This is a genomic window from Diaphorobacter caeni, from assembly GCF_015354245.1.
GTDB classification, from domain to species: Bacteria; Pseudomonadota; Gammaproteobacteria; order Burkholderiales; family Burkholderiaceae_C; genus Diaphorobacter_A; species Diaphorobacter_A caeni.
Genome location: NZ_JADKYZ010000009.1, coordinates 24,930 through 49,544, shown reverse-complemented (window position 1 = coordinate 49,544; position 24,615 = coordinate 24,930). Strand labels below are relative to the sequence as shown.

Sequence of the window (24,615 nt, the reverse complement as noted above, 5' to 3'; positions counted from 1 at the left end):
GCCACGCCCACCGCGTGACCAGAGAGCATGCCAGTACATCCCACCGTTGAAGCCGTCACGCAGCGCATTCGCGAGCGCAGCGCGGACACCCGCCGTGCCTATCTGGAGCAGGTGGACTTCCACTCCCGGCGCGATCGCGGTGCGCAGCGGCTGGGCTGCGCCAACGTGGCACACGCCTTCGCCGCCATGCCGGGCAATGACAAGCTGCGTGTCGTGGCCGAGCGTGCGCCCAACATCGGCATCGTCACCGCCTACAACGACATGCTCTCGGCGCACGCGCCGCTGCAGCACTATCCCGACCTCATCAAGGCCGAGGCCCGACTGCACGGCGCGACCGCACAGGTCGCGGGCGGCGTACCCGCCATGTGCGACGGCGTGACCCAGGGCGCGCCGGGCATGGAGCTGTCGCTGTTCTCGCGTGACGTGATTGCCATGAGCACGGCCGTGTCGTTGTCGCATGACGTGTTCGACCGTGCGCTGATGCTCGGCGTGTGCGACAAGATCGTGCCCGGCCTCTTGATCGGCGCGCTGCAGTTCGGCCATCTGCCCACCGTCTTTGTGCCTGCGGGGCCGATGACCTCGGGCCTGTCCAACAGCGCCAAGGCCAAGGTGCGCGAGCAGGCGGCCCAAGGCCTTGTCGGTCGCGAGACGCTGCTCGACGCCGAGATGCATGCCTACCATTCCGAGGGCACCTGCACTTTCTACGGCACGGCCAACAGCAACCAGATGCTGCTCGAGGCCATGGGCCTGCATGTGCCCGGAACCGCCTTCATCAATCCCGGCAACGAGATGCGCGCCGAGCTCACCCGCGAGGCGGCGCGCACCGTGCTCGGCAAGGAGTGCCCGCCCATCGGCAGGCTGATCGACGAGCGCGTGATCGTCAACGCCGTGGTCGCGCTGCTCGCCACGGGGGGCTCCACCAACCACCTGATCCACTGGGTCGCGGTGGCCCGCGCGGCGGGCATTGTGATCGACTGGGATGATTTTTCCGCGCTCTCGGCCGTCGTGCCGCTGCTCGCGCGCGTCTATCCCAATGGCAGCGCCGACGTGAACCAGTTCCAGGCCGCAGGAGGCCCGGGTTATGTGATCCGCGAGCTGCTCGACGGCGGTTTCATGCACGCCGATGTGCTGGCCGTGCGCGAAGGCGGCATCCGCGAATTCACGCGCATTCCCGAGGATCGGGAAGGGCGCCTGCATTGGGAGGATGCCGGTGCATCGGGCGATGACGCCGTACTGCGTCCGCATACCGCGCCGTTCCAGGCGACCGGTGGACTCATGCTGCTCAAGGGCAACCTCGGCCGCAGCGTGATCAAGGTCTCGGCTGTGCCGGAGGATCGCCACATCGTCGAGGCGTCCGCTCGTGTGTTCACCTCGCAGTCGGCCTTGCAGGAGGCGTTTCAGGCCGGCGAGCTCGACCGCGACGTCGTCTGCGTGGTGCGCTGGCAAGGCCCCAAGGCCAACGGCATGCCCGAGCTGCACAAGCTCACCCCGCCGCTCGCCGTGCTGCAGAACAAGGGCTTTCGCGTGGCGCTGGTGACCGATGGGCGCATGAGCGGAGCCTCCGGCAAGGTGCCGGCCGCCATCCACGTCAGCCCCGAGGCTTTGGACGGTGGGCCGCTCGCGAAGGTGCAGGACGGCGATATGATTCGCCTCGATGCGGTCGCCGGCACGCTTGACGTGCTCGTGCCCGCCGATCAATGGCGAAACCGCCCCCTTGCAATTCCTCCGGCAGCCGAACTCGACTCCAATGGCCACGGCTGGGGACGCGAGCTGTTCGCGGGCTTTCGCCGCAATGCGCTCAGCGCAGAAGAAGGTGCTTGTACATGGCTCTAGAACAATTGACCGCACTCGACGTGATGAGCGACGCGCCCGTCATTCCCGTCATCGTCCTCAATGACGTCAACGACGCCGTCCCGATGGCCAAGGCCCTCGTGGAAGGTGGCGTGCGCATGCTTGAAGTGACGCTGCGCACACCGCAGGCTCTGGCCTGCATCGAAGCCATCGCGCGCGATGTGCCTGAAGCCGTCGTGGGTGCGGGCACCATCCGCACTGCGGCCGATGCCAGGGCCGCTGCGGACGCTGGTGCGCGCTTCGCCGTGAGCCCGGGGTTCACCGAAAAGATGGCCCAGGCCGCGCGCGACGTGAATCTGCCGCTGCTGCCTGGCGTGGCTACCGGCAGCGAAGTGATGATGGCGATGGAGGCGGGCTTCAACCACCTCAAATTCTTCCCGGCCATGCAGTCGGGTGGCATCCCCATGCTCAAGGCCTGGCAGGGCCCGTTCTTCGACGTGAAGTTCTGCCCCACTGGCGGCGTCACCCCGAGCAATGCGGCGGAGTTTCTCGCGCTCTCCAACGTGATCTGCGTGGGCGGCTCGTGGCTCGTCCCTGCCGATGTGGTCGCAGCCAAGGACTGGGCGCACATTACGCGCTTGGCATGGGATACCGCGCTGCTCAAGCCGCGCGGCTGAGACAGCAAAAAGCCTTGGGCGGCATGACTCAAGGCTTGCTTGCTTAAAACACAAAAACCGCCCGAAGGCGGTTTTTGTGTTTTTGAGGCTGTGGGCCTGGGCCGATCAGTAACGATCGCCACCACGGTAGCCGCCGCCGCCGGAGCGGTTGCCACCACCGAAGCCGCCTTCGCGACGCTCTGGAGGACGTGCCACGTTCACCTTGATGGCGCGGCCGTCGAGGGACTGGCCGTCCAGTGCGTTGATGGCGGCTTGCGCTTCAGCGTCGGTTTCCATTTCCACAAAGGCAAAGCCCTTGGAGCGACCGGTTTCACGGTCCATCACCAGCTTGGCGCTGGCGACGTTGCCGAATTCACCGAAGGCTTGCAGCAGCGATTCGTTGGTGGTCGAGTAGGAGAGGTTGCCGACGTACAGGCGGTTGTTCATAAGGATTTCCTGGTTGGATGGAATCGGATCGGCGAATGCCGGTCCGAAACATTGGATGGATTGGAGGGCGAAAGAAAAGTGATCGATCAGTGCCGCTTGCGAAACGGCGTCTTGGCGGGCGCGCCGGAACGGGTTTCGATGTGGCGGAACGTCACACGGCCTTTGGTCAGATCGTAGGGAGACATCTCCAGCGTGACCTTGTCGCCAGCCAGAATGCGGATTCGGAATTTGCGCATTTTGCCGCCTGTGTAGGCGATGAGCTGATGTCCGTTTTCCAACGTGACGCGATAGCGTGAGTCGGGCAACACTTCATCGACCCGGCCTTGCATTTCAATCAATTCTTCTTTGGACACGGTTCTCCTTGGGTTACTACGGCACTCTTCAGCAGAACTGGCGAGTGGCCTGAATGCGTGGCGACCAACTCGCTTGGGGAGCTGGACGCATGCGCGATGCACTCACTGCCTAGAGTGCTGACAACAAAAAAAGGGAATGCAGCTTCACGACGGCGTCAACGGATGAGGCCCATGTCGGAAGCAGGGTGAGAGCCCGCGCAGTGGGGCTCGAAGACACTCACCGCAGGACAAAGAAGCGATTCGGCGAATCGTTCTTGAAGGAAGTTGGACCCGCTAGCCAAGGGGCCTAGTCGGGTCAGACAGGCGCTAAGAAAAGGCGAGAGTGTGCCTAGCGCATTCAAGGATTATACGCCGGGTCTGGGTGGGATGCAGAATGGCGAAAGAAAGCCGCCCGAAAGCGGCTTCTGCCTTTGACTGGGAAACTCAGGAGTTGCGCAGCGGATCGTATGTTCCGCCTTCCGAGCCCTGACGCTCGTTGGCGTGGCTGCGGGAGTTTTCCTGGATCAGTTCGATCTTGTAGCCGTCCGGATCCGTCACGAAGGCGATCACGGTGGAGCCGCCCTTGACCGGTCCGGCCTCGCGGGTGACGTTGCCGCCGTTGGCCTTGATCTTCTCGCAGGCGGCGTAGGCATCGGGCACGCCGAGCGCAATATGGCCGTAGGCGGTGCCCAGTTCGTAGCTGTCGGTGCCCCAGTTGTAGGTCAGCTCGATCTCGGCCTGACCGGGATTCCCGCCCTCGTAGCCGACGAAAGCCAGCGAGTACTTGTATTCGGGATTTTCGGACTTGCGCAGCAATGTCATGCCAAGCACTTGGGTGTAGAAATCAATCGAGCGCTGGAGATCGCCAACGCGCAGCATCGTGTGGAGTAGTCGCATGGCGCTATTTTGCCGTCATCTCGCGATGGTTGTGAACGTGCGGGTTAACGGCCGCGATCACACCGGCACGGTGTAGTTCAGCGCCATGCGCCCGCCGTCGATGGTGATGATGTCGGCCGTCACGTAGCCGGAGGCATCGCTTGCCAGCCAGGCCACGGCGTCGGCCACCTCTTCGGGGGTGCCGAGGCGCCGCATCGGAGTGCGGCTCATCACCTTGTTCTTGGCCTCCTCGCTGGTGAGCACGGCCTTGGCGGCGAGCTCGGTGGCGATGGTGCCGGGGGCGACCGCGTTGACGCGCACGCCCTTGTCGGCCAGCGACAGCGCCATCACGCGCGTGAGCTGGTTGATGCCGCCCTTGCTGACGTTGTAGCTGGCGAGGTTGGGGATGGCGAGCACGCTGTTCACCGAGCTCATATTGATGATGCTGCCCGAGCCTTGCTTGGCCATTTCGCGCGCGACGGCCTGGCCCATGAGAAAGGCGCCCTTGATGTTCACGCGCAGCACGGCGTCAAAATCTTCCTCTGCGATGTCCAGAAAATCGGCCACTTTGAAAATGCCCGCGTTGTTGACCAGCACATCGATGCGGCCGTGCAGCGCCATCACCTGGCTGACCAGCGCATCGACCTCCGACTTGTTGCCCACATCGCAGTGGATGTAGACGCCGCCGATGCTTTCGGCGAGTTGCCTGCCGATGGCGTCGTTCACGTCGGAGACGATGACCTTGGCGTTCTCGCGAGCAAAGCGCTGTGCGCAGGCCGCGCCGATGCCCTGCGCGCCGCCGGTGACGATGCAGACGCGATTGCCGAGGCCGAAGTGGATGGGGGACTGTGGAGTGGAGGTGTTCATGGGAATGAGCCTAAGCGAACTTGGCACGCTCTGCCAATAGGGAAGGAGCGGGGGAGATGCGCCGGCGGGAGGGCAAGAAGGCGGGAGGGCGCTGATCCCTTCAAACCGTCTTCCGCGCACCGATCAGTCCGAGCGCCTGAAACAGCTTCGCCAGTTGCTCGCGCGAGCCGATCAGCACCACCAGTCCCGCGAGCACCGCCAGGGCGCCAGCCAGTTCGCCTGCATTGAACCGTTCACCGAGCAGCAGGGCCGAAGCCGTCAGTCCGAACACCGGCACAAGCAGCGAGAAGGGCGCGATCTTGGAGGCGGGGTACTCGCTGATCAGTTTGCCCCAGATGCCGTAGCCGATGGTGGTCGACAGCACCGCGAGATAGAGCACAGCAAAGATGCCGCTGGGCTGGATGTGGGTGAGGGCGTGCAGCATGCGCTCCGGTCCTTCCATGAGTGCCGACATCGCGAGCAGCGGCAGAGGCGGAATCAGGCTGAGCCAGGCCATCAGCGCCATCATGTCGGCGGAGCCCGAGCCGCGCAGCAGCACGTTGCCCAGAGCCCAACTGACCGCCGCGCCGATGCACAGCGCGAAGCCCAGCAGCGTGAACTGCGCGCCGCCCGCCGATGTGACGATGAGGGCGAGCCCGCAGCAGGCAAGCAGGCTGCCGATGACGTGGTTCACGCGGATCTTCTCGCCAAAGGCCGTGGACGCGAAAAGCATGGTGAGAAAGGCCTGCGCCTGCAGGATGACCGCAGCAAGTCCAGCGGACAGGCCGTGGGCCATGCTCAGGAACAGCAGCGAGAACTGTCCGATGAACAGCGTGGAGGCGATGGCGATCAGGCGCGGCCAGGAGATGTTTTTCGGGCGCGGCAGGAACAGCGCGGGCAGGCAGGCGAGCACGAAGCGCAGCGCCAGCAGCAGGAGCGGCGGAAACGTGCCGAGGCCGATGCGAATCACCGAGAAGTTGATACCCCAGATCGCGGTGACGAGAATGGCCAGAAGAATGTGTTTGCGCTGCATTGCAGCATGGTAGGAGCTGCTTGGCATAATCAAAACAAGTATGAAAACTATCAGTTATCAACATGCTTGATGACAGGCGCGTCGATCTCAACCTACTGCGGGTGTTCCAGATGCTTTCGAGCGAGCTGAATGCCACGCGCGCGGCCGAACGGCTGGGCATCAGCCAGGCGGCGGTGAGCGCGTCGCTCAAGCGGCTGCGCGTGCTCTATGGCGATCCGCTGTTCAAGCGCACGCAGCGCGGCCTGCAGCCCACGCCGCGCGCGGTGCTGCTGCAGCCAGCCATCAACGAGGCGCTGCGCATCGTCGAGGAGACCTTGGCGAGCGTGGGCGACGAACCTGCCAAACCGCAGGAGATCGTGCGCATCGGGCTTTCCGACGATTTCGAGATGGCCTACGGAGCGCAGATCATCGCTCTGGCACGGGAGCAGCTGCCGCGCACGCGCATCGTGTTCCGGCAGACCAACAGCGCGATGGCCGCCGCCGCGCTGCACGACCGCGAGATCGATCTGGCGATCACCTCGGGCAGCATCAACGATGCGCGCATCCGCCATCTGTCGCTGGGCAGCGCGGACTACGCCATCGTCTACGATCCGGCGTTCCGCAGGCCGGAGCAGGGCGCGTTCACGCTCGAAGAGTTTCTTGCGCGCGAGCATTTGCTGGTCTCGTTTTCCGGGCTGACCGGCGTCACCGACGAGGTGCTCGCCGAACACGGACTCAGGCGGACCGTGCATGCCGCGACCACGCACTTCTCGGGCCTGCCGTTTCTTCTCAGGGGAGGGGATCGCATCTCCACCATTCCCAGCCACGCGGCGGCGGCGCTGTGCCGCTTGGGACTGTTCGCTTCATCGCCCTGTCCGGTGGCGTTTCCACGCTATGCGTTTGGCCTGAGCTGGCATTTCGAGGCATTGCGCCGACCCCGCGTCATGAAGCTGCGCGACCTGCTTTCGGCGCTGTTCAAACCGCTGGAATAAATTGAACTCGGCAATTCGTTAGTATTCGCGCTATCACCATGATGAAGGAACGCGCATGACCGATGTGCCAGACACTGATGACGACGATTCCACGCTGGGCTGGGATGCCATTGATGCCGTCGCCGAGAAGGTCTACGGCGGGCAGGAGCCACAGCACTACGGCACGGCGATCAGCTACCGGCTGGGTGGAAACGATCCGCTGCAGGGCATCAGTGTCTACCGCAACGCGGGCGACGCGGGTTCGAAGCCGCATTGGCACTATCTGACCTACGGATTCAGCGATCTGTATGGCGAAGATGAGGACGAGGGTGACGAGAGCGGTGAACCGGATGAGGAAAAGCGCAGCGGTTATGGCTTCGAGCTCACTTTCCGGTTGCCCATCGAAGACGGGGAAACGACGCCGCCGTCCTGGCCATTGAACTTTCTGCAGAACATCGCGCGCTACGTCTTCCAGAGCGGCAACGTGTTCGCTGCCGGGCACTGGATGACCGCCAATGGCCCGATCAAGGCGGGGGCGGACACGCAGATCACCGAGATGGGCTTTGTGGCCGATCCACAGTTTCCCGCGACGGTCTCGCCTTATGGCCGGGTGGAGTTCCTGCAGATCGTCGGCATCACCGCGGACGAACTGGCAGAGGGCAAGCGCTGGAATCTGCGCGGGCTGCTGTCGGCGCTCGAGCCGCAGATGCCGCTGTGGGTGACCGACATCCACCGCGCGAGCCTGCACGCGCGGCCCGAGGTGAAGGCCGCCATTGATCAGGGCGCGGAGAAGGAAGGATCGAACACCGGCGTGCTCTACGGAAGCGTGCTCACCCTGAAGTCCGAAAAGAAACTGCTGCGCGCCGAAAAGATCACCGTGACGATGGGGGCCTTGCTCGTGCGGGATCTGCTGGGCCTGCTGCCGGGACGGCTGCCGCACGGCAAGGACCTGAGCGTCGCTGGCGATGATTTTGCGCTGATCTTCGAGCCTGCGGATGCCGGCAGCCAGCATGAATGGGAAGACCCGCAGACGCTGGTCGTGAGCCTCGGCCCACGCGAGTTGCAGGCGCTTCTCGACACCCTCAAGCCGCGCGGTGCGGACTATGTGGTTCCCGGCATCAACCACCTGATCTGGCGCGTGGAGCCTTCGCAGATCAAGGACCAGAGCGGGCGGGTGCAGGAAGTCTTCGGCGCTCCCGGCGATGCCTGAGCCCAGCGACGCGCCATTTTTCGAGGCTTCGTGGTCGCGGGCCTGGCAGGCGCTCGGTCTGCCGCCGCCGGAGCCGGTGCGGCAGGATTTGCTGCGCGCCTACTGCGAGCCACAGCGTCACTATCACACGCCCCAGCATCTACGCGAGACGCTCGCGTTGCTGGAGCCGGTGCTGCCGCAGTGCCGCTCGCCCGGCGCGGTGGAGCTGGCTTTGTGGTTCCATGACGCGATCTACGACCCCAAGGGCAAGGACAACGAGGCGCTGAGCGCAGACTGGGCCTTGCGGGTCCTGAAGGAGCAGGGCGCTTGCGAGGCCGTCTGCGTCGAGGTCGAGCGCCTGATTCTCGCGACGCAGCACAGCGCCGAGCCGGTCGACGCCGATGCGCGCCTGCTTGTCGATGTGGACCTGAGCATCCTCGCGGCTGAACCCGCTCGGTTTGCCGAGTATGAAAAGCAGGTCCGGGCCGAATACGCCTGGGTGCCCAAGCCACTTTTTGTAATCAAGCGCAGGGAAGTGCTGCGCAGCTTTGCAGACCGGCCGCACATCTATGGCACGGAGCATTTCCGTGCGCTGCTGGAAGCGCGGGCACGTCAAAATCTGCAAAAAGCGCTGTCCTGGTTCTGACTGCGGACGGCGACCGGGGAAGCACCGACGGTGCGCGTCTCCGCCTTTGATTCTCGAATTGGTTATTTACAGCAACAACTTACGTTGTTTGGTTTCTTGCAATGACAAATATTTACATCGACTTTCGTTGCAAAACCCGATAACTTTCAACTAATGGTTGCGCAATTCAATCGGCCTGACACAATGCTCTGTAATAATTAGATATTGCTATTGAGCTAGTCACATTCATAGAGTTGCGAGATCATGAAGAAGCTGCTGACTGGGGTGGTCGTTGTTGGTGCGATGTTGTTGGCCGGATGCGCAGGTCCGCGTGCGTCCATGCCTGCGCCCTATACGGTGGTGCTGACGGCGGACGAGGGACTCAACCCGGATCGCAACGGCAAGCCGTCGCCGGTGCAGGTGAAGGTCTATCGCCTGCGCGGCATGAGCGCGTTCAGCAGCGCGGACTTTTTCACGCTCTACGAGAAGGACGACCAGATTCTGGGCTCCGAGCTGGTCTCCAAGGAAACCATCACGCTGCAGCCCGGCGAGGCCAAGGTGCTCATGGGCAAGGCCTCGGGTGACGAGCGCCTGCTGGGCGTGTTCGTGGCCTATCGCGATCTGGACAAGGCCGTATGGCGCGGCATTGCGCCGCTTCCGGCACCCAAGGAGCTCGGTCGGTTCGCGGTGTTTCAGCCGTCCTTTGATACAGCCATCGTGAAGGTGGCGGTGGGCGCGAGCAAGGTGTCGGTGACGTCCAACGTGCAGGAAATGCCCGTGCCGACGGGCGGCGGTGGCGGTGGCGGCATGCCCAAGCTGCCGGGCGGCATCTCGCTGCCGTTCTGATCGCCGAGCGCCTGATTTCGAATTCTGAGAAAGCTACCGGAGGGAGTTGAGCAATGTATTCACGCAAGGTGGTGTGGTCGGAAGGCATGTTCCTCAGGCCGCAGCATTTCCAGCAGCAGGAACGATATCTCGAGTTCTTCACGCACTCGCGCGCGATGTCGGCCGAACCGTATTTCTGGGGCTTTCGTGAACTGGTGCTGGACCTCGAGGCGCTGGCGCTTGGCAAGATCGCGCTGGTGAAGGCGGTGGGCGTGTTCCCCGACGGCACGCCGTTCAGCCTTCCCGGGCAGGACACGATGGTCGAGCCGCTCGAGATCGACAAGGCCTGCAAGGACGAGCGCATCTATCTGGCGCTGCCGATGCGGCGCGTGCTGGCGACCGAGCTGAGTTTCGAGGACGACGACGTGCTCGCGCGCTACACGGCTGAAGACGCCGAGCTCACCGATTCCAATTCGCAGTCGGGCGAGCCCGCGCTGTCGCAGGTCGCGCACATGCGCGCCAAGCTGATTCCCGCCTCCAAGATCACCGATGAGTGGCTTCGCATCGGCGTGGTCCATGTGCTCGAGCGCCGCAACGACGGCACGGTGGTCATCGACAACCGCTTCATTCAGCCGTCGATCAATTACGGACAGAGCACGCTGCTGCACTCGATGATCGACGACATCGCCGGTCTTCTGCACCAGCGCGGCGAGGCGCTGGCCGCGCGCGTGCTGCAGCCGGGACGCGGCGGCATCGCCGAAGTCGGCGATTTCATGATGCTCAACATCATCAACCGCTGGCAGCCGATGATCACGCACCTGCGCGACCACCAGATCCTGCACCCCGAGCGGGTCTACGGCAATCTGCTGGAGCTGGCGGGCGAGCTTTCGACCTTCACGCGCGACGGCCGCCGTCCGATCACCTATCCGGTCTACGACCATGACGAGCCCAGCCCGTGCTTTGAGGCCGTGGTGGCGGACATCCGCCGCTCGCTCTCGATGGTGCTGGAGCAGAACGCGATTCCCATCGAACTGCACGAGCGCCAGTACGGCGTGCGCGTGGGCGTCATCCCCGATCTCAACCTCGTCAAGGAGGCGAGCTTCGTGCTCGCGGTCTTCGCCGAGCTGCCGGCGGACGTGGTGCGCTCGCGCTTCCCGACGCAGGTGAAGATCGGTCCGGTCGAGAAGATCCGCGACCTGGTCAATCTGCATCTGCCGGGCGTGCGCCTGCACCCGATGCCGATCGCGCCGCGCGAGCTGCCCTATCACGCGAACTACAACTACTTCCAGCTCGACACGACCAACGAGCTGTGGGACCAACTGCAGCGCTCGGGAGGCGTGGCGATGCACATTGCGGGCGATTTTCCGGGGCTGCGTCTGGAGTTCTGGGCCATCAAGCCCTGAGGCTCCGCCGAGTGCGCAGTGGTGTGTCGTCCCCTTCATTCTTGAACGCAATCCAGAAGAACATTCGTGTCCAGTCCAACTACTTTTTCTGCCACCAGTCTGTTCGATGACCGGCCCGTCCCGGCCCATGGGCAGGCCGCGCAGGAGTCGATGCTCGCAGGCAATGCGCCCACGGTGCTGGATCTGCCCGATGTCGTCAGTGGCTCGAATCCGATCGTCACGGCGGCCAATCCGGTGCTCAATCTGGTGCCGCAGATCCGCAGCACCGCGCAGATGGGCGACCCGGCGCGCTTCCGTGAGTTTCTGATCGAGAAGGTGCAGGAGTTCGAGCGTCGCGCCCGCGAGCTTGGCGTGCCGCCCGAGACCATCATCGGCGCGCGCTACTGCCTGTGCACGCTGCTGGACGAATCCGCCGCGCAGACACCCTGGGGCGGCTCGGGCGTGTGGTCGCGCCACAGCCTGCTGGTCACGTTCCACAACGAAACCTGGGGCGGCGAAAAGTTCTTCCAGCTGCTCTCCAAGCTCGCCCAGAATCCGCAGCAGTACCGCGATCTGCTCGAGCTCATGTACTACTGCATCTCGCTCGGACTCGAAGGGCGCTTTCGCGTGGTCGACAACGGCCGTGCGCAGTTGGAGACGCTGCGTCAGCGCCTCTGGACGATTCTGCGCGACCAGGGCGTGGGCAGCGACGACACGCTGTCTCCGCGCTGGAAGGGCGCCAGCGGCGGCGGTCCACAAGGCTGGCGACTGCTGCCTGCTTGGGTGGTGGCCTGCCTTGCCGCGCTGATCGGTCTGGGCGTCTATCTCTGGTTCGCGTTCTCGCTGGCCGGTCGCTCGGACGCGGTCTATGCCAGCATCAGCGGACTGCACCTGAACCGCGTCGTCGCAGCCGTGCCCAAGGCCGCGCCGGAGCAGCGTTTCAGCAAATTCCTCGAGCCCGAAATCCGCGAAGGCCTGGTGACCGTGAAGGACGAGGCCGACCGCAGCACCATCATCCTGCGTGGCGATGGCCTGTTCGCCTCGGGATCCACGAGCGTGCTGCCCGCGTATCTGCCGGTGCTCACGCGCGTGGCCGATGCGCTGGCCACGCGGCCCGGCCATGTGATGGTCAGCGGCTACACCGACAACCAGCCGATCCGCACGGCGCGCTATCCGTCGAACTTTGAGCTCTCGCGCGAACGCGCCGAGCAGGTCTCGGCGATTCTCAAGAGCCGCGGCGTGGCGCCCGAGCGCCTGCGCTCGCAGGGTCTGGGTGACGCCCAGCCCGTGGCGGACAACCGCACGCCCGAAGGCCGCTCGCGCAACCGCCGGGTGGAAGTCGTGCTGTTCGCCGTGCCGACGGCACCGGCCGCCGCAGCGAGCGTCGCGCCCGCAACCCCGGCCGCGCCCGTTCACCCCTCAACGCAAACCGCGCCTTCCGCCTCGGGAGGTGCACGATGATGTATTGGCTGCGACGCATTTTCGGCTTCTTCGTGAGCCGCGCTTTCTGGGTTTTCGTCGGCGTGGTGGCGCTGTCGCTGTTCGTCTGGTTCGCGGGGCCGCTGTTCGCGTTTGCGGATCATCGCCCGCTGGAGTCGACCAAGGTGCGCTGGTGGATCATCGGCTGCCTGTTCGGGCTGTATTTCCTCTGGCTGCTGATTTCGTTCTGGCGTCGGCGCCGGGTCAACAATCTGCTGTTCAGCGGCATCGGCCGCATCAAGGACGCGGTCGAGTCGCAGCGCAAGAACTCGGACGTGAGCGACGAAGTGCTGGAGCTGCAGAGCCGCTTTGCAGGCGCCGCCAAGACCCTCAAGGACATGCGCGTTGAGGGCAAGTCGCGCAACGGCGTCTGGGGCCGCAAGTTCATCTACGAGCTGCCCTGGTACATCATCGTCGGCGCTCCGGGCTCGGGCAAGACGACGGCGCTCGTCAACTCGGGGCTCGACTTCCCGCTCGCCGGGCAATACGGCAAGGCCGCGCTGCAGGGCATCGGCGGCACGCGCAACTGCGACTGGTGGTTCACCGATCAGGCCGTGGTGATCGACACCGCGGGCCGCTACACCACGCATGACAGCAACGAGGACGTCGACAAGTCCGAGTGGCAGGGCTTTCTCGGCCTGCTCAAGAAATACCGTCCGCGTCAGCCGGTCAACGGCGTGGTGCTGACGCTGAGCGTCTCCGATCTGCTGACCTTCACCGATGAAGAGCTGGTGGCCCATCTCACCGCGCTGCGCGAGCGCTTGAACGAGCTGCAGAGCGCCTTCGCCATCGAGCTGCCGGTCTACCTGTGGGTGACCAAGGTCGATTTGCTGGCGGGCTTCAACGAATTTTTCGGCGGCTACAGCAAGGAGCAGCGCAACCAGGTCTGGGGCTTCACCTTTCCGTATTCGGACAAGGCCAAGACCAACCGGCCGACCAAGGCCGCGTTCGAGCAGGAGTGGGCGGCGCTGCAGTCTTCGCTCTTCAGCGTGCAGGACTCGCACCTCGCGCACGAGCAGGACCTGCGTCGCCGCAACTACATCTACGCCTTCCCGCAGCAGTTCGCGGGCCTGCAGGGCCGCCTGTCGCGGGCGGTGGATTTCGTCTTCGCCGAATCGCGCCTGACCCAGCAGCCGCTGCTGCGCGGCGTGTATTTCAGCAGCGGAACGCAGGAGGGCACGGTGTTCGACCGCGTGCTCGGCAGCCTGCGCCGCCAGTTCTCGACCGCCGGCAAGGTGCCAACCGCGCAGAACACGGACAGCGGCAAGAGCTACTTCCTGCACGATCTGCTGGTCAAGGTGATCTTCGCGGAATCGCACCTCGCGGGCCGCAACGTGAAGTGGGAGCGCCGCACCCGCGCGCTCACCTATGCGGGCTACGTGCTGTCGGCATTGCTGCTGGTGGGCGCCATCGGCGCCTGGGTGGTCAGCTATGGCAACAACAACAAATACCTCGCGCAGACCGATGAAAACGCGCAGAAGGTCTCCAAGTCGATCGCGCACTACGACAGCAACACCGCCAATCTGGGCGCGCTGCTCGGGCTGCTCGGTCAGGTCAAGGGCATTGCCGACACCGACGCGTTCCCGAGCAACGATCCGCCGATGAGCTACCGCTGGGGGCTGTACCAGGGCGAGAAGGTGACGGCCGCGTCCGATGCCGCTTACCAGCGCATGCTCGAGAACGGGCTGCTGCCCTTTGTCTCCAAGCGCCTCGAGACGCTGCTGCACAACCCTCCGGTCAACAACCTCGAGTATCTGTACGAGGCGCTCAAGGCCTATCTGATGCTGCAGCAGGCCGAGCGCTATTCGCCCAAGGGCGTGCGCGACTGGGTGATCACCGACATCAAGACCTTTGTGCTTCCCGACGCCGATCCGGCCACCGCCGCGAGCATCGAAAAACATGTGAGCGCGCTCTTTGCCGATGACCGGGTGGTGAGCTCGCCGTTCCCGATCAATGAACCGCTGGTGAGCGGCGTGCGTCTCAAGCTCTCGACGCTGTCCACCGCGCAGCGCGTGTACTTTCGGCTCCGCAGCCGACTGATGCTCAGGGACATGCGCGAGTTCAACATCATGGACGTCGCGGGCCCGCAGGCGGCCAACGTGTTCATGCGCAAGAGCGGTCTGCCGCTCAATCGCGGCGTGCCGGGACTGTTCACCTATCAGGGTTACTGGGATCTTTTCGACAAGTCGGTGGGCAGCGTGGTGACCGAGGTCAGCGACGACGAGGGCTGGGTGCTGGGCCTGCCTGCGGCGACCTTGAAGACGCAGGCCACCGAAGCGCTGCAGGGCAAGCTGGTGCGCGAGGTGCGTCTTTTGTTTCTGCGCGAGTACCAGCAGACCTGGTCGCAGCTGATGCAGGACGTGCAGCTGATCCCCAGCGATTCGCTCGCGACCTCGATCCAGCGCATGAGCGTTCTGTCGTCGCAGGATTCGCCGCTCCCCCTTTTTTTGCGTGCGGTGGTGCGCGAGACCACCTTGCTGCGCGAGCCCGACAAGGGCCAGCAGACGGTGGTCGACAAAATGGCGCAGAAGCTCAAGAACACGCGTGATGATTTCGAGCGCGTGGTCGGCCCGGTGCCGGGGGCGCACACCACGCGCGAGAACCGCGACGAGCGCATCGTCGATGACTACTTCGAGCCGCTGCGTCGTCTGGTCGGCGCGCCGGGCCAGCAAACGCAGGGCAACATGCCCATCGATACGCTGATCAAAACGCTCGACGAATATTACGGCACGCTGATCGCCGCCGATGCCGCGCATCGCTCGGGCGGCACGCCGCCGCCCAACGACATGGCGCTGCGCCTGAAGACCGAGGCCTCGCGCCTGCCTGCGCCGCTCGGCCAGATGCTGGGCGGCATCGTCAACACCACCACCCGTTCCATCCAGGCCACGGCCAACGCCAAGATCGATTCCGAACTGCGCGCCAACGTCGGCGACTTCTGCCGCAAGGCCGTCGCGGGGCGCTATCCGCTCAACCGCGGCGCGACCAACGACGTGACGCCGCAGGACTTCGCGCGGCTCTTCGGTCCGGCAGGGCTGATGGAGGACTTCTTCAACCGCAACCTCGCGCAGAACGTGGACACCACGACCTGGACCTACAAGAAGAACATCGACGGCAGCACCACGGGCGGTGGCGCAAACCTCGGATCGTTCCAGAAGGCCAGCGTCATCAAGAGCGTGTTCTTCTCGGGCGACTCCATGCCCAAGCTGCGCATCGAGATGAAGGTGGTGGAGATGGATCCGAGTATCTCGAACATGGCGCTCGACATCGACGGCACGGTGATCCGTTACGCCCATGGGCCGCAGATGAGCCAGCCGGTCATGTGGCCGGGCTCGCGCGGACGCCAGCAGGTGTCGCTGCAGATCACCGACAAGAACGGCGGCCAGAGCGCCATGACGGCCGACGGCGCCTGGGCGCTGCATCGTTTCTTCGACAAGCTCACGCTGGCGGCGGGCTCGCGCCCCGAGTCGTTCACCGCGACCGCGATGGTGGGCGACAAGAAGGTGGTCTTCGAGGTGACGGCGGGCAGCGTGCAGAACCCGTTCCGCCTGAACCAGTTGCAGACCTTCAGCTGTCCGGGCTAGCCCTTGCGGCAAACCCGAACGGAATCACCGAGATGAAAGACCGGACATCGAGCACCACACAAGCATGATGAACAGCATCAACGATCTACCTGCAGTGGAAGTCATCTGGGGCGGCAAGCTGCCAAGCCACGGGGACTTTCTTTGGAGCAATCCCCGAAGCGCCGTGCGCGCGCGCTTCGAGGATTGGCTGCAGGCGGGCATGATGCAGGGCCGCTCGCAGTTCGGCGACGCCTGGCGCGACTTCATGGCCGGTGCCCACGTGTGGAATTTCCTCGTGCCGTTCGATGCGCTCAGCATGCCCTATGTGGTGGCGGGGAGCCTCGCGCCGAGCGTGGACCGGGTGGGGCGGCAGTACCCGTTCATGGTGGGCTACGTGTTCCAGCGCGAGATGCTGCTGCACTCGAGCGAGCTGGTGATGGAGTTGCCGATGCTGCTGCACATGACCGGCCACCAGTTGCACACCGCCATCCGCCGCGCCTTGCCGCGCACGGTGCTCGATTCGATCTGGGCCAACGTGCTCGCGCAATGGCGACAGAGCTGGGCACCGCATGTGCACATGCGCTCCAGCCCGATCGCCAGCAGCGGCTCCGACATACTGGACGTGCTGGGCAACGGAATGCATGACCTGCACGACGCGAACGAGGCGGACATGAGCACCCGTCCGGCCACGCGCGAGTCCGCCTACCCGTGGCCCGACATCATGCCCAGCCTGCACTCGGCCAACAGCCCGAGTTTCTGGTGGACACACCCGGCGGGCGGTGCGCCGCTCAAGGCGCTGGCCTATGAATCCCCGCTTGACGGGCAGCTCTTGACCTGGCTTTTTGGCCGGGCAGGGCGTTGAGGTACAAGGAGCGACCGATGACACGGCGTCCCCAACAAAGAGAACAAGTCTATGGTGCAAGAATCAGCTGACAACCATTCGGGCGCGATCCCAGGCGCAGGCGCTCCTATGGCCCTGCCGCTGCACACGCGGCTGGGCGAGTTCGAGATCATTTCCGTCATTGGCGAAGGCGGTTTTTCCATCGTCTATCTGGCGCACGACCACCAGCTCGAGCGCACCGTCGCGATCAAGGAATACCTGCCCGGGGCCATCGCGTACCGCGCCGCCGACGGCACGGTGCAGCCGCGCTTCGAGAAGTACGAAAGCACCTTCAGGACCGGCCTGCAGAGCTTCTTGAAAGAGGCGCGCATCCTCGCGCAGTTCGAGCACCACTCGCTGATCCGCATCCACCGCTTCTGGGAGCAGAACGGCACGGCCTACATGGTCATGCAGTACTGCCAAGGCAAGACCATGCGCCAGATCCTGCAGAACGATCCGGCGCGTGGCAGCGACGAGGTCTGGCTCAAGCAGGTGATGTCTCCGGTGCTCGACGCGCTGCGCGTCCTGCATTCGCGCAACTGCTACCACCGCGACCTCTCGCCCGACAACATCATGATTCTCGATTCCGGCGCGCCCATGCTGCTGGACTTCGGCGCGGCGCGGCAGGTCATCGGCGACATGACGCAGGCCCTCACGGTGATTCTCAAGCCGGGGTTCGCGCCCATAGAGCAATACGCCGATGATGAGTCCATGCGCCAAGGCCCGTGGACCGACATCTACGGCGCGGGCGCGGTGCTGTATTTCGCGGTCACGGGCAAGGCTCCGACCGCTTCGGTGGCGCGGCTGGTCAAGGACCCGCTCAAGAAGCTCTCCGCACAGACGAATCTGGCGCTGTCGCCACAGTTCGCGCAGGCGGTCGATCATGCGCTCGCGCTGTTCCCGGCGGACCGGCCGCAGTCGGTCGATGATTTTGCAAACGAGCTGCTCACGCAGGACGGCCCGGTTTCGCACTTCCAGGTGTTCCCGACCTTGAGCGGGGCGGCGGTCACCGCATCGGCCGTCGCCGCGCGCCAGCAGGCGATGCTCGAGGCGCAGGCCGAGGAAAATGCGCAGGCGCAGGCGCAGGCGCAGGTTCAAGATCAAGCCGAAGCTTTGTTGAATGTACCGGTGCAGCAGCAGCCGCCACCACCCGAGCCCGTGCAGGACTACCCGGCCACGGTGATGGCGCCCAAAGTCAACGAACTGCTGCAACCGGCGCATGACGAATGGAAAACGCAGGAGCAGGTGGCCGAAACGCCTCCGTTCGAGCACTCACAGCGTCATTCGCAACGCCATTCGCAGCGTCTGCCTTCGGCGGCTGAGCAGGCTGCCGCAGTGCCCGTGCCCGTGCCCGTGCCCGAACCGATCGTCGAGCCGTTCGAGCCAACGGCCGTGGCTCCCGAGGTGCCGGAGCCCCCACCGATTGCTCCGCAGCCCGCTCCGCGACCACCTGCGCCGCCCCCAGTCAAAGCGCCCGCGCCCACACCCGCATCGCAGGGAGTCCGCGCCGCTGAAAGAAGGTCCGGCAGCAAGAAGCGCCCATGGGGCCTGTACGCGGCCGGAGGCGTGGCAGCGCTTGCGTCTCTGGTGGCAGCCGCGTATTTTCTTGGCGACAACGGTCAATCCACGGCCATTCCGTCGGTGGCGCAGGGCGAGCGGAACATCGAGATTCCACCCGCACCACCGCCGCCGAGCGACCCGATGCCGCCACCCGCGCCACCCGCGCAGGCAGCACCGGAGCCCGCGCCTGCACCGCCAGCGCCTGTCATCAACGATCCGGCTCCGGTGCCCGCACCGCCGCCGGTCGTTGTGGCGCCGGTTCCACCGCCGCCCATTCAGCCACCACCCGTGCTTCCGCCTCCGCCAGCGCCGCCTGCATCCCTGCCGGGACGCGGCAACGGAACGACGCAGCCAGGCGATGGCACCACTGGAACCATCGGAACTGCTGGCAATACGATTCCTCCCCTCGAACAACCGAGCAACAAGCCGACGGTGGTCGCGCCGTCGAACAAGCCGGGCGCTTTTGTGCGGTTTTCGATCAAGCCATGGGGCAAGGTGATCGTTGACGGCGTGGAGAAGGGCGTTTCGCCACCGATGGTGAGAATGTGGTTGCCCGAGGGCGAGCACAGCATCGTGATCGAAAACGCGGGCTTCCCGAACTTCAGCACACGGCTGAAAATCGAAGACAAGAAGGACAGTTCGCTGAGCTACCGCTTCGGCGGTTGAAAGTGTTGGACGTGTTGGAAGAAGGAACGAACAAGATGTCGAAACGAATCTATTTTCTCGCGCCGTTGATGGCCGCCGCATTGGCCATAACAGGTTGCGAAAGCGCCCCGAAAAAAGCCGAGCCACCACCACCTCCGCCGGTTCAGGCGCCGGAGCCCGAGCCGGTCGCACCGCCTGCATCGCGTGCGGAGCGTGTGGAAGCCGAGCCCACCGCCACCAACAACACCGAGGCGCTGACGGGCGTGGAGCGCCGCTTCGCCGAAGGCCTCAATCAGTACAACGATGGCAACTATCCCAATGCCATCCGCATCTTCCGCGATCCCATTTTCAGCCGCGCGTGGCCCGAGCTGCAGACCAAGTCGCTCAAGTACCTGGCCTTCAGCTTCTGCCTGAACAACAACCCCGGCCAGTGCCGAAGCACCTTCGTGCAGCTGCTCAAGCAGAAGCCCGACTTTGAGTTGAGCGAGGCCGAGAGCGGCCATCCGGGCTGGGGCCCGGTCTTCAAGCAGGCCAAGGCCGACGTGGCCAAGTCCGCTGGAAAGTAAGCTTCTGCACCAACAGACAGGGGGCCTCGTGGCCCCCTTGTCATTGATGCGGAACGCGTTGCCCGCAAACGTTCACTTGCCGCCCGTCGGCTGGCGGTTGTCGGCCTCCATCATGGCCTGCGAGTAGTCGATGGGCAGCCAGCGGTAGCTGGTCTTCCCCGCCGCCTGCACCCGGCCGATGGCGGGGAAGGGCAGGTGCGATCCGGCGATCCACTCACCGGATTGCGCGGCTTCCCTGAGCACCTTCGCGCGGGTCATGCGTGCCTTGGCTTGGTCCAGATCGAACTCGACGGTGATCGCGGGATCGGCGAACTGCGTCGCCACGTTGTGCACCACATCGCCCCAGATCAGCATGCTCTCTCTGCCCGAACGAATGCGGTAGCCGGTGTGTCCCGGTGTGTGGCCGGGCATGAGGACGGACTGGATGCCTGGAATCGGCGAGGTGCCTGCCTCAAACTGCTGGAGACGGCCCACATCCTTGTAGGCCGCAAGCGATGATTGCACGCCCTGGTAGACCGGCTTGTTGTCCTTGCCGCGCTCGCTGCCCAGCCAATAGGCGGCTTCCTGCTCGGGAACATAGACCATGGCGTTGGGGAACACCATCTTGCCGTCGGTGCTCAGGCCGCCGTCATGGTCGGGGTGCAGGTGGGTGAGAAACACATAGCGCACGTTCTCCGCCTTGTAGCCCGACATCTGCAGGCTGGTCGCCAGCTTGCCCATGCTGGCGCCGAGCGCCTCTGCAGCGCCGGTGTCGATGAGAATCACGTTCTCGCCGTCATCCAGCAGAAACGCGTTGACCGATGTGCGCACGTCGCGCGGCTGCTTGGAGAGCTTGAGCAGATTGATGATGTTGGCCTGCGTGCGGCCCTTCATCAGCTTGCTGTTGATCTCGAAACTGCCGTCATACAGCACGGTGACGAGGTACTTGCCCATCTTCATGCGGAAGAAGCCGGGCGACTGGTCATTGCGGTTGTAGGCCGAGGCGGCGTGTTCCGCAGCCTCGGCGGCCTCGGCGGACGGGGTGGCCTGATCTTCGGTTTCGCCCGTCAACAGAGGCCAGTTGGCGCAACCGGCCAGCAGCAGGGGAACGCTCAAAACACCCAGAGCGCGCACTCCCCGCGCTCGCCAGAATTGCAATGCCATGGCTTGACCAGTTTATTGAAGACCGCCTGATGATAGCTATGGTCTTCAATATTCACCATGTCAATTGAGACTGAAATAAGTTTGCAATTGAAACTGTTGTCTGCGGTTCACTTGTTGGTGATTCCGCGCGCCTTGATCATCGGCCCCCAGCGACTCTGCTCCTCGCGCACGTACGCGGTCATGGCCTCGGGCGTGCTGGGAATCGCCTCCATGCCGAGCTCCTCGAGCTTGCGCACGACATCCGGGTTGGCCAGCGAGGTCTTCAGCGCCGTGGAGATCAGCTGCACACGCTCTGGAGCCGTGTCCTTGGGAAGCACGAGTCCCTGCCAGGCGTACACGGCCTGCGTCGACAGGTTGAGCTCCTTGAGCGTCGGCACGTTCGGCAGTTGCGGCAGGCGCTTGTCGCCGGTGACGGCCAGCGGCACGAGCTTGCCTTCCTTCACGAACGGCAGCGAGAGCGATGGCGCGAGCGCCGCCACCTTGATCTGGCCGCCCGCCAGATCCTGCAGCGCGGGCGCATCGCCTTTGTAGGGCACATGGTCGGCCTGCGTCTGGGTGTTGCCGAGCAGCATTTCCATCGCGAGGTGGTGGGGCGTTCCCACGCCCGCCGTGCCGTAGCCGACGCCGCCCTTGCGGATCTGGTCCATGAGCTCGTTCATGTTCTTGATGCCGCTCTGCGTGGAGGCCGCGATCAGGATGGGAAAGCGGCCCATGAGTCCGACGGAGGTGAAGCTCTTTTGCGCGTCGTAGCGGATGTTGGAATAGATCGCCGGATTGAACGCGAGGATGGCGACATCGGCGGTCAGCAGGTTGTAGCCGTCCGGCGCCGCATGCGAGATGGCCTCGGCGGCGATCATGCCGGCCGCACCCGCGCGGTTGTCGATGATGACCTGCTGTTTGAGATGCTTGGCGAGCTCCACGCCCACGGTGCGCGCCAGCACATCGGTGCCGCCGCCTGCGGGAAAGCCCACCGTCCATTTGATGGGCTTGTTGGGAAAGGCCTCGGGCGGGTCCGCCAACGAGGGCAGGGCGGCGGCCAGCGCGATCCCGCAGATCAGGGCACGGCGCTGGAGCGCGTGAAGAATGGATGGTTTGGACATGTTTGCCTCCTTGTTGTGATGATTGAAAAAACGTGGGCCTTCAGGCCGACACTTGCGCGAGCGCGGCGCGTGCATCCATGACGCCGTGGCTCAGATCGGCCGCCGCGTCCGGACGATCGAACAGGTCCTTTGCGGCACCGGCGATCAGCGACTTGAGTTCCTGCACCGAGTGGGCGACGCCGTAGATGTAGTGGTCAGGGCGCACCAGTACAGCCACGCCGTGGTATTGCGCAAGCCAGTGGGTGAACAGCGCGTCCTGTTCCTGCACATGCAGCACCTGCGGGTCGCCATTGCTCGGCGCCGTGAAAGCGTGGTCGTGAATGACCACCGTGCGGCCGTTCATCCGGCGCCAGGCCGGCAGCTGGCTCCATTCGTGCGTGGGCGTGTCGGGCGTGGTGGCGATCCAGAAGCCGCACGGCATCACGTCATCCATGCGCGTGAAGCCGTCTGCGTGGCGCACCCACGGCTGCACGAAAAGATCGCCCGCCCCCGTCAGCAGGGAGCCGTCCGCGTTGCGTGCAAGCGCGCCGGTCTCGAGTCCCGGAATGAACTTCTGGCGCACGGTCTCCGATTTGCCCGCGCGCAGCAGTTCTCCCAGTTCCTCGTCGCGCCTGCGGGCCTTGGCCTCGTCGAGTTCTCCGATGATGAGCCCGAATGATTTGGCATGGCCCACGACGGTGCGTACATGCTTCTTGCGCTCGTGGCCGTAGGTGTCAAGGATGCGCTGGCTGTAGCCCAGACGCTCCACGCCGTCGATTTTCCACGCGAGGTTGACGGCGTCGCGCACCGCCGCACACAGGCCCTGACCGAGGAACGGCGGCATCTGGTGCGCGCTGTCTCCGAGCAGGAACACGCGGTCGAACCGCCAGTCGTCCACCACCACCGCATGAAAGCGGTAGACGGCGATGCGGCACAGCTCCAGATGCGTGGTGTCCACGAACGAGGACAGGGCCTTCATCACCAGCGCCGGGTCCTTCATGAATTCCTGAGGGTCTTCGCCGGGCAGCATCTTCATTTCCCAGCGGCGCAGGTTGTCGGGGCCGACGATGTAGGTGCCGGGGCGCGATGGACGGCAGTACTGCACGCAGCGCTCGGGCAGCTCCACGGGGCCGCGGATCCACATGTCGACGACGATCCACCATTCGTCGAACGCGAGATCTTCGACGCTGGCGTTCTCGCGCAGGCGGATCGGGCTGTTCGCGCCCTCGCATGACAGAAGATAGCGGCCGGTCAGGCGAACGGGCGTGCGGTCAGACAGGCGCAGCAGCTCGACCGTCACGCCATCGGCGCGACTCTCGTGGCGCACGAGCTGGTGGCCGAGCAGTTCGGTCACGTTGGCAAAGCGCGCCACGCCCTTGCGCAGCGTGGCCTCGAGCTCGGGCTGCACGAACATCCACGTCGGCTCCCACGCCAGCTGGTTGGGCGGCGGAGCGGGGTAGAAGCGCTTGATCACCTGCCCGTCCATGCCGACGAAGTCGGTGCCCGGATGCGGCGTGCTGCTCGCGTTGATCTCGTCGGCGAGACCGATTTCCTGGAACACGCGCATGACCTCCTGGTCGGCGGTGATCGCGCGCGGCTTGTCAAAGATGGTCTCGAACTGGTCGATCACCGCGACGCGGTAGCCGCGCTGGCCCATGAGGTTGGCGATGGTCGCGCCCGCCGGACCGTAGCCGGAGATGATGATGTCGTAGTCCATCGGATGGGCGATGGGTGGAGTGGCGCATGGGTCGCTCATGTTGTCTCTCTCGGATCTCGCTTCGGTGCTGCTGGGGTTCTACATACAATGTCCGTTTATCGGACATGGCTGTGAGTGCATGGATCGATTGTTTTCCAATGCCATCACCGACAAAAGACACCTGTCCATTAAATGAACTCGAAAATCGCCACCGATGCCGGCTCCCTCAAGCGCGGCGTCGCGCTGCTCAAGATCCTGGCGACCGCCGGCAATCGCGGTCAGGCGTTGACCGAAGTGGCCGAGAAGGCCGGCATTCCGCATCCCACGGCGCATCGCATCCTCAAGCAGCTCATCGCCGAAGGACTCGCGATCCAGCATTTCGAGACCCACCGCTACAAGCTCGGACCGCTGGTGTTCGAGCTGGGCCTTGCCGGATCGAGCCTGCACGACATACGCGACCTGTGCGAGCCCTCGATGCGCGACCTCGCGCAGACCACCGAGGACACTGTCTACCTGGTCTTGCGCAGCGGCTTCGAGGCGGTCTGCATGCACCGCTGCGAAGGCCCTTTTCCGATCCGCGCTCTGGTGCTGGAGGTGGGCAGCCGCAGGCCGCTCGGCGTCGGCGCGGGCGGGCTCGCGATACTCGCGGCCATCGATCCCGACGAACGCAGTGACATCATCGAACGGGTGGAGCCTTATCTGCCCGACTTCGGCAACATGAGCGCCGCGCTGCTGAAGGACGCCTGCGAACACACCGTCGCCGAAGGCATGTCACTGGTGCAGAACAAGGTGAGCATGGGGGTGACGGCCGTTGGCATCCCGTTCCGCAACTCCGTGGGCACGCCCATCGGCGCCATCAGCGTGGCCGCGCTCACTCAGCGCATGCCCAACGCGCGCATCCAGAAGATCGCCGCCGAACTGCGCCGCGAGGCCGCGAACATCGAGGCCCGCCTGCGCAAGAGCAACTGGAGCCAGGCCAACGCGCCGCAGCGCTGAGCTGCGGCGCGGCCTTGACGTACTCCTTGGCGTATTCCTTGATGTATTGACCATCCGAG

21 protein-coding genes are annotated in these 24,615 nt (G+C 64.6%); 13 read left to right on the top strand and 8 right to left on the bottom strand.

The window, feature by feature from the left end:
* Positions 1–27 precede the first annotated feature (27 nt).
* Positions 28–1,833 (top strand): phosphogluconate dehydratase, encoded by a 1,806-nt coding sequence (edd, locus tag ISG32_RS20705; protein ID WP_194772932.1) that lies wholly within the window; start codon positions 28–30, stop codon positions 1,831–1,833.
* Entirely contained in the window at positions 1,824–2,468 is a 645-nt protein-coding gene (gene eda, locus ISG32_RS20700) for a bifunctional 4-hydroxy-2-oxoglutarate aldolase/2-dehydro-3-deoxy-phosphogluconate aldolase (RefSeq protein ID WP_194772931.1), read from the top strand. The genes edd and eda overlap by 10 nt, the downstream gene beginning before the upstream one ends.
* Positions 2,469–2,573: 105 nt before the next feature.
* Here the strand turns inward: eda and ISG32_RS20695 are convergent, their stop codons facing one another.
* The 5 genes from ISG32_RS20695 to ISG32_RS20675 all read right to left on the bottom strand — a co-directional run bounded on the left by ISG32_RS20695 (position 2,574) and on the right by ISG32_RS20675 (position 5,981).
* Entirely contained in the window at positions 2,574–2,894 is a 321-nt protein-coding gene (locus ISG32_RS20695; RefSeq protein ID WP_194772930.1) for an RNA recognition motif domain-containing protein, read from the bottom strand.
* 86 nt (positions 2,895–2,980) lie between these two features.
* A complete protein-coding gene (gene infA / locus ISG32_RS20690; protein ID WP_194772929.1) occupies positions 2,981–3,247 on the bottom strand; it encodes a translation initiation factor IF-1 in 267 nt (88 codons plus the stop codon).
* Between the two features lie 423 nt (positions 3,248–3,670).
* The gene (gene gloA, locus ISG32_RS20685) at positions 3,671–4,123 is read right to left on the bottom strand and encodes a lactoylglutathione lyase (protein ID WP_194772928.1); all 453 of its coding nucleotides are present in this window, start codon (positions 4,121–4,123) and stop codon (positions 3,671–3,673) included.
* A 57-nt stretch (positions 4,124–4,180) separates the two neighbouring features.
* On the bottom strand, positions 4,181–4,969 hold the full coding sequence (locus ISG32_RS20680; protein ID WP_194772927.1) for an SDR family NAD(P)-dependent oxidoreductase: 789 nt from the start codon (positions 4,967–4,969) through the stop codon (positions 4,181–4,183).
* 100 nt (positions 4,970–5,069) lie between these two features.
* Complete coding sequence (locus tag ISG32_RS20675) at positions 5,070–5,981, bottom strand: EamA family transporter (protein ID WP_194772926.1); 912 nt, start codon at positions 5,979–5,981, stop codon at positions 5,070–5,072.
* Positions 5,982–6,043: 62 nt separating this feature from the next.
* On the opposite strand from ISG32_RS20675, the gene ISG32_RS20670 reads away from it, so the two are divergent.
* The 10 genes from ISG32_RS20670 to ISG32_RS20625 all read left to right on the top strand — a co-directional run bounded on the left by ISG32_RS20670 (position 6,044) and on the right by ISG32_RS20625 (position 19,642).
* The gene (locus ISG32_RS20670; RefSeq protein ID WP_194772925.1) at positions 6,044–6,952 is read left to right on the top strand and encodes a LysR substrate-binding domain-containing protein; all 909 of its coding nucleotides are present in this window, start codon (positions 6,044–6,046) and stop codon (positions 6,950–6,952) included.
* Between the two features lie 55 nt (positions 6,953–7,007).
* On the top strand, positions 7,008–8,141 hold the full coding sequence (locus ISG32_RS20665; protein WP_194772924.1) for a suppressor of fused domain protein: 1,134 nt from the start codon (positions 7,008–7,010) through the stop codon (positions 8,139–8,141).
* Positions 8,134–8,766 (top strand): HD domain-containing protein, encoded by a 633-nt coding sequence (locus ISG32_RS20660; RefSeq protein WP_194772923.1) that lies wholly within the window; start codon positions 8,134–8,136, stop codon positions 8,764–8,766. Before ISG32_RS20665 ends, ISG32_RS20660 begins: the two co-directional genes overlap by 8 nt.
* A gap of 243 nt (positions 8,767–9,009) precedes the next feature.
* On the top strand, positions 9,010–9,591 hold the full coding sequence (tssJ, locus tag ISG32_RS20655; RefSeq protein ID WP_194772922.1) for a type VI secretion system lipoprotein TssJ: 582 nt from the start codon (positions 9,010–9,012) through the stop codon (positions 9,589–9,591).
* Positions 9,592–9,644: 53 nt separating this feature from the next.
* Entirely contained in the window at positions 9,645–10,973 is a 1,329-nt protein-coding gene (tssK, locus tag ISG32_RS20650; RefSeq protein WP_194772921.1) for a type VI secretion system baseplate subunit TssK, read from the top strand.
* 66 nt (positions 10,974–11,039) lie between these two features.
* Entirely contained in the window at positions 11,040–12,413 is a 1,374-nt protein-coding gene (locus ISG32_RS20645) for a DotU family type VI secretion system protein (RefSeq protein ID WP_194772920.1), read from the top strand.
* Entirely contained in the window at positions 12,410–16,012 is a 3,603-nt protein-coding gene (tssM, locus tag ISG32_RS20640; protein ID WP_194772919.1) for a type VI secretion system membrane subunit TssM, read from the top strand. The genes ISG32_RS20645 and tssM overlap by 4 nt, the downstream gene beginning before the upstream one ends.
* 64 nt (positions 16,013–16,076) lie before the next feature.
* Positions 16,077–16,853 carry a type VI secretion system-associated protein TagF gene (gene tagF / locus ISG32_RS20635; protein WP_194772918.1) on the top strand — a complete coding sequence of 259 codons (777 nt, stop codon included), beginning with the start codon at positions 16,077–16,079 and terminating at the stop codon, positions 16,851–16,853.
* A 51-nt stretch (positions 16,854–16,904) separates the two neighbouring features.
* Positions 16,905–19,097 carry a serine/threonine-protein kinase gene (locus ISG32_RS20630; RefSeq protein WP_194772917.1) on the top strand — a complete coding sequence of 731 codons (2,193 nt, stop codon included), beginning with the start codon at positions 16,905–16,907 and terminating at the stop codon, positions 19,095–19,097.
* Between the two features lie 35 nt (positions 19,098–19,132).
* Positions 19,133–19,642 (top strand): TssQ family T6SS-associated lipoprotein, encoded by a 510-nt coding sequence (locus ISG32_RS20625; RefSeq protein ID WP_194772916.1) that lies wholly within the window; start codon positions 19,133–19,135, stop codon positions 19,640–19,642.
* 72 nt (positions 19,643–19,714) lie between these two features.
* On the opposite strand, the gene ISG32_RS20620 is transcribed toward ISG32_RS20625, so the two are convergent.
* The 3 genes from ISG32_RS20620 to ISG32_RS20610 all read right to left on the bottom strand — a co-directional run bounded on the left by ISG32_RS20620 (position 19,715) and on the right by ISG32_RS20610 (position 23,620).
* Positions 19,715–20,785 carry an MBL fold metallo-hydrolase gene (locus tag ISG32_RS20620; RefSeq protein ID WP_194772915.1) on the bottom strand — a complete coding sequence of 357 codons (1,071 nt, stop codon included), beginning with the start codon at positions 20,783–20,785 and terminating at the stop codon, positions 19,715–19,717.
* A gap of 107 nt (positions 20,786–20,892) precedes the next feature.
* Entirely contained in the window at positions 20,893–21,885 is a 993-nt protein-coding gene (locus ISG32_RS20615; protein WP_194772914.1) for a Bug family tripartite tricarboxylate transporter substrate binding protein, read from the bottom strand.
* A 40-nt stretch (positions 21,886–21,925) separates the two neighbouring features.
* A complete protein-coding gene (locus tag ISG32_RS20610) occupies positions 21,926–23,620 on the bottom strand; it encodes a bifunctional 3-(3-hydroxy-phenyl)propionate/3-hydroxycinnamic acid hydroxylase (RefSeq protein ID WP_194772913.1) in 1,695 nt (564 codons plus the stop codon).
* A gap of 132 nt (positions 23,621–23,752) precedes the next feature.
* On the opposite strand from ISG32_RS20610, the gene ISG32_RS20605 reads away from it, so the two are divergent.
* Positions 23,753–24,556 (top strand): IclR family transcriptional regulator, encoded by an 804-nt coding sequence (locus ISG32_RS20605; RefSeq protein ID WP_194772912.1) that lies wholly within the window; start codon positions 23,753–23,755, stop codon positions 24,554–24,556.
* Positions 24,557–24,615 lie beyond the last annotated feature (59 nt).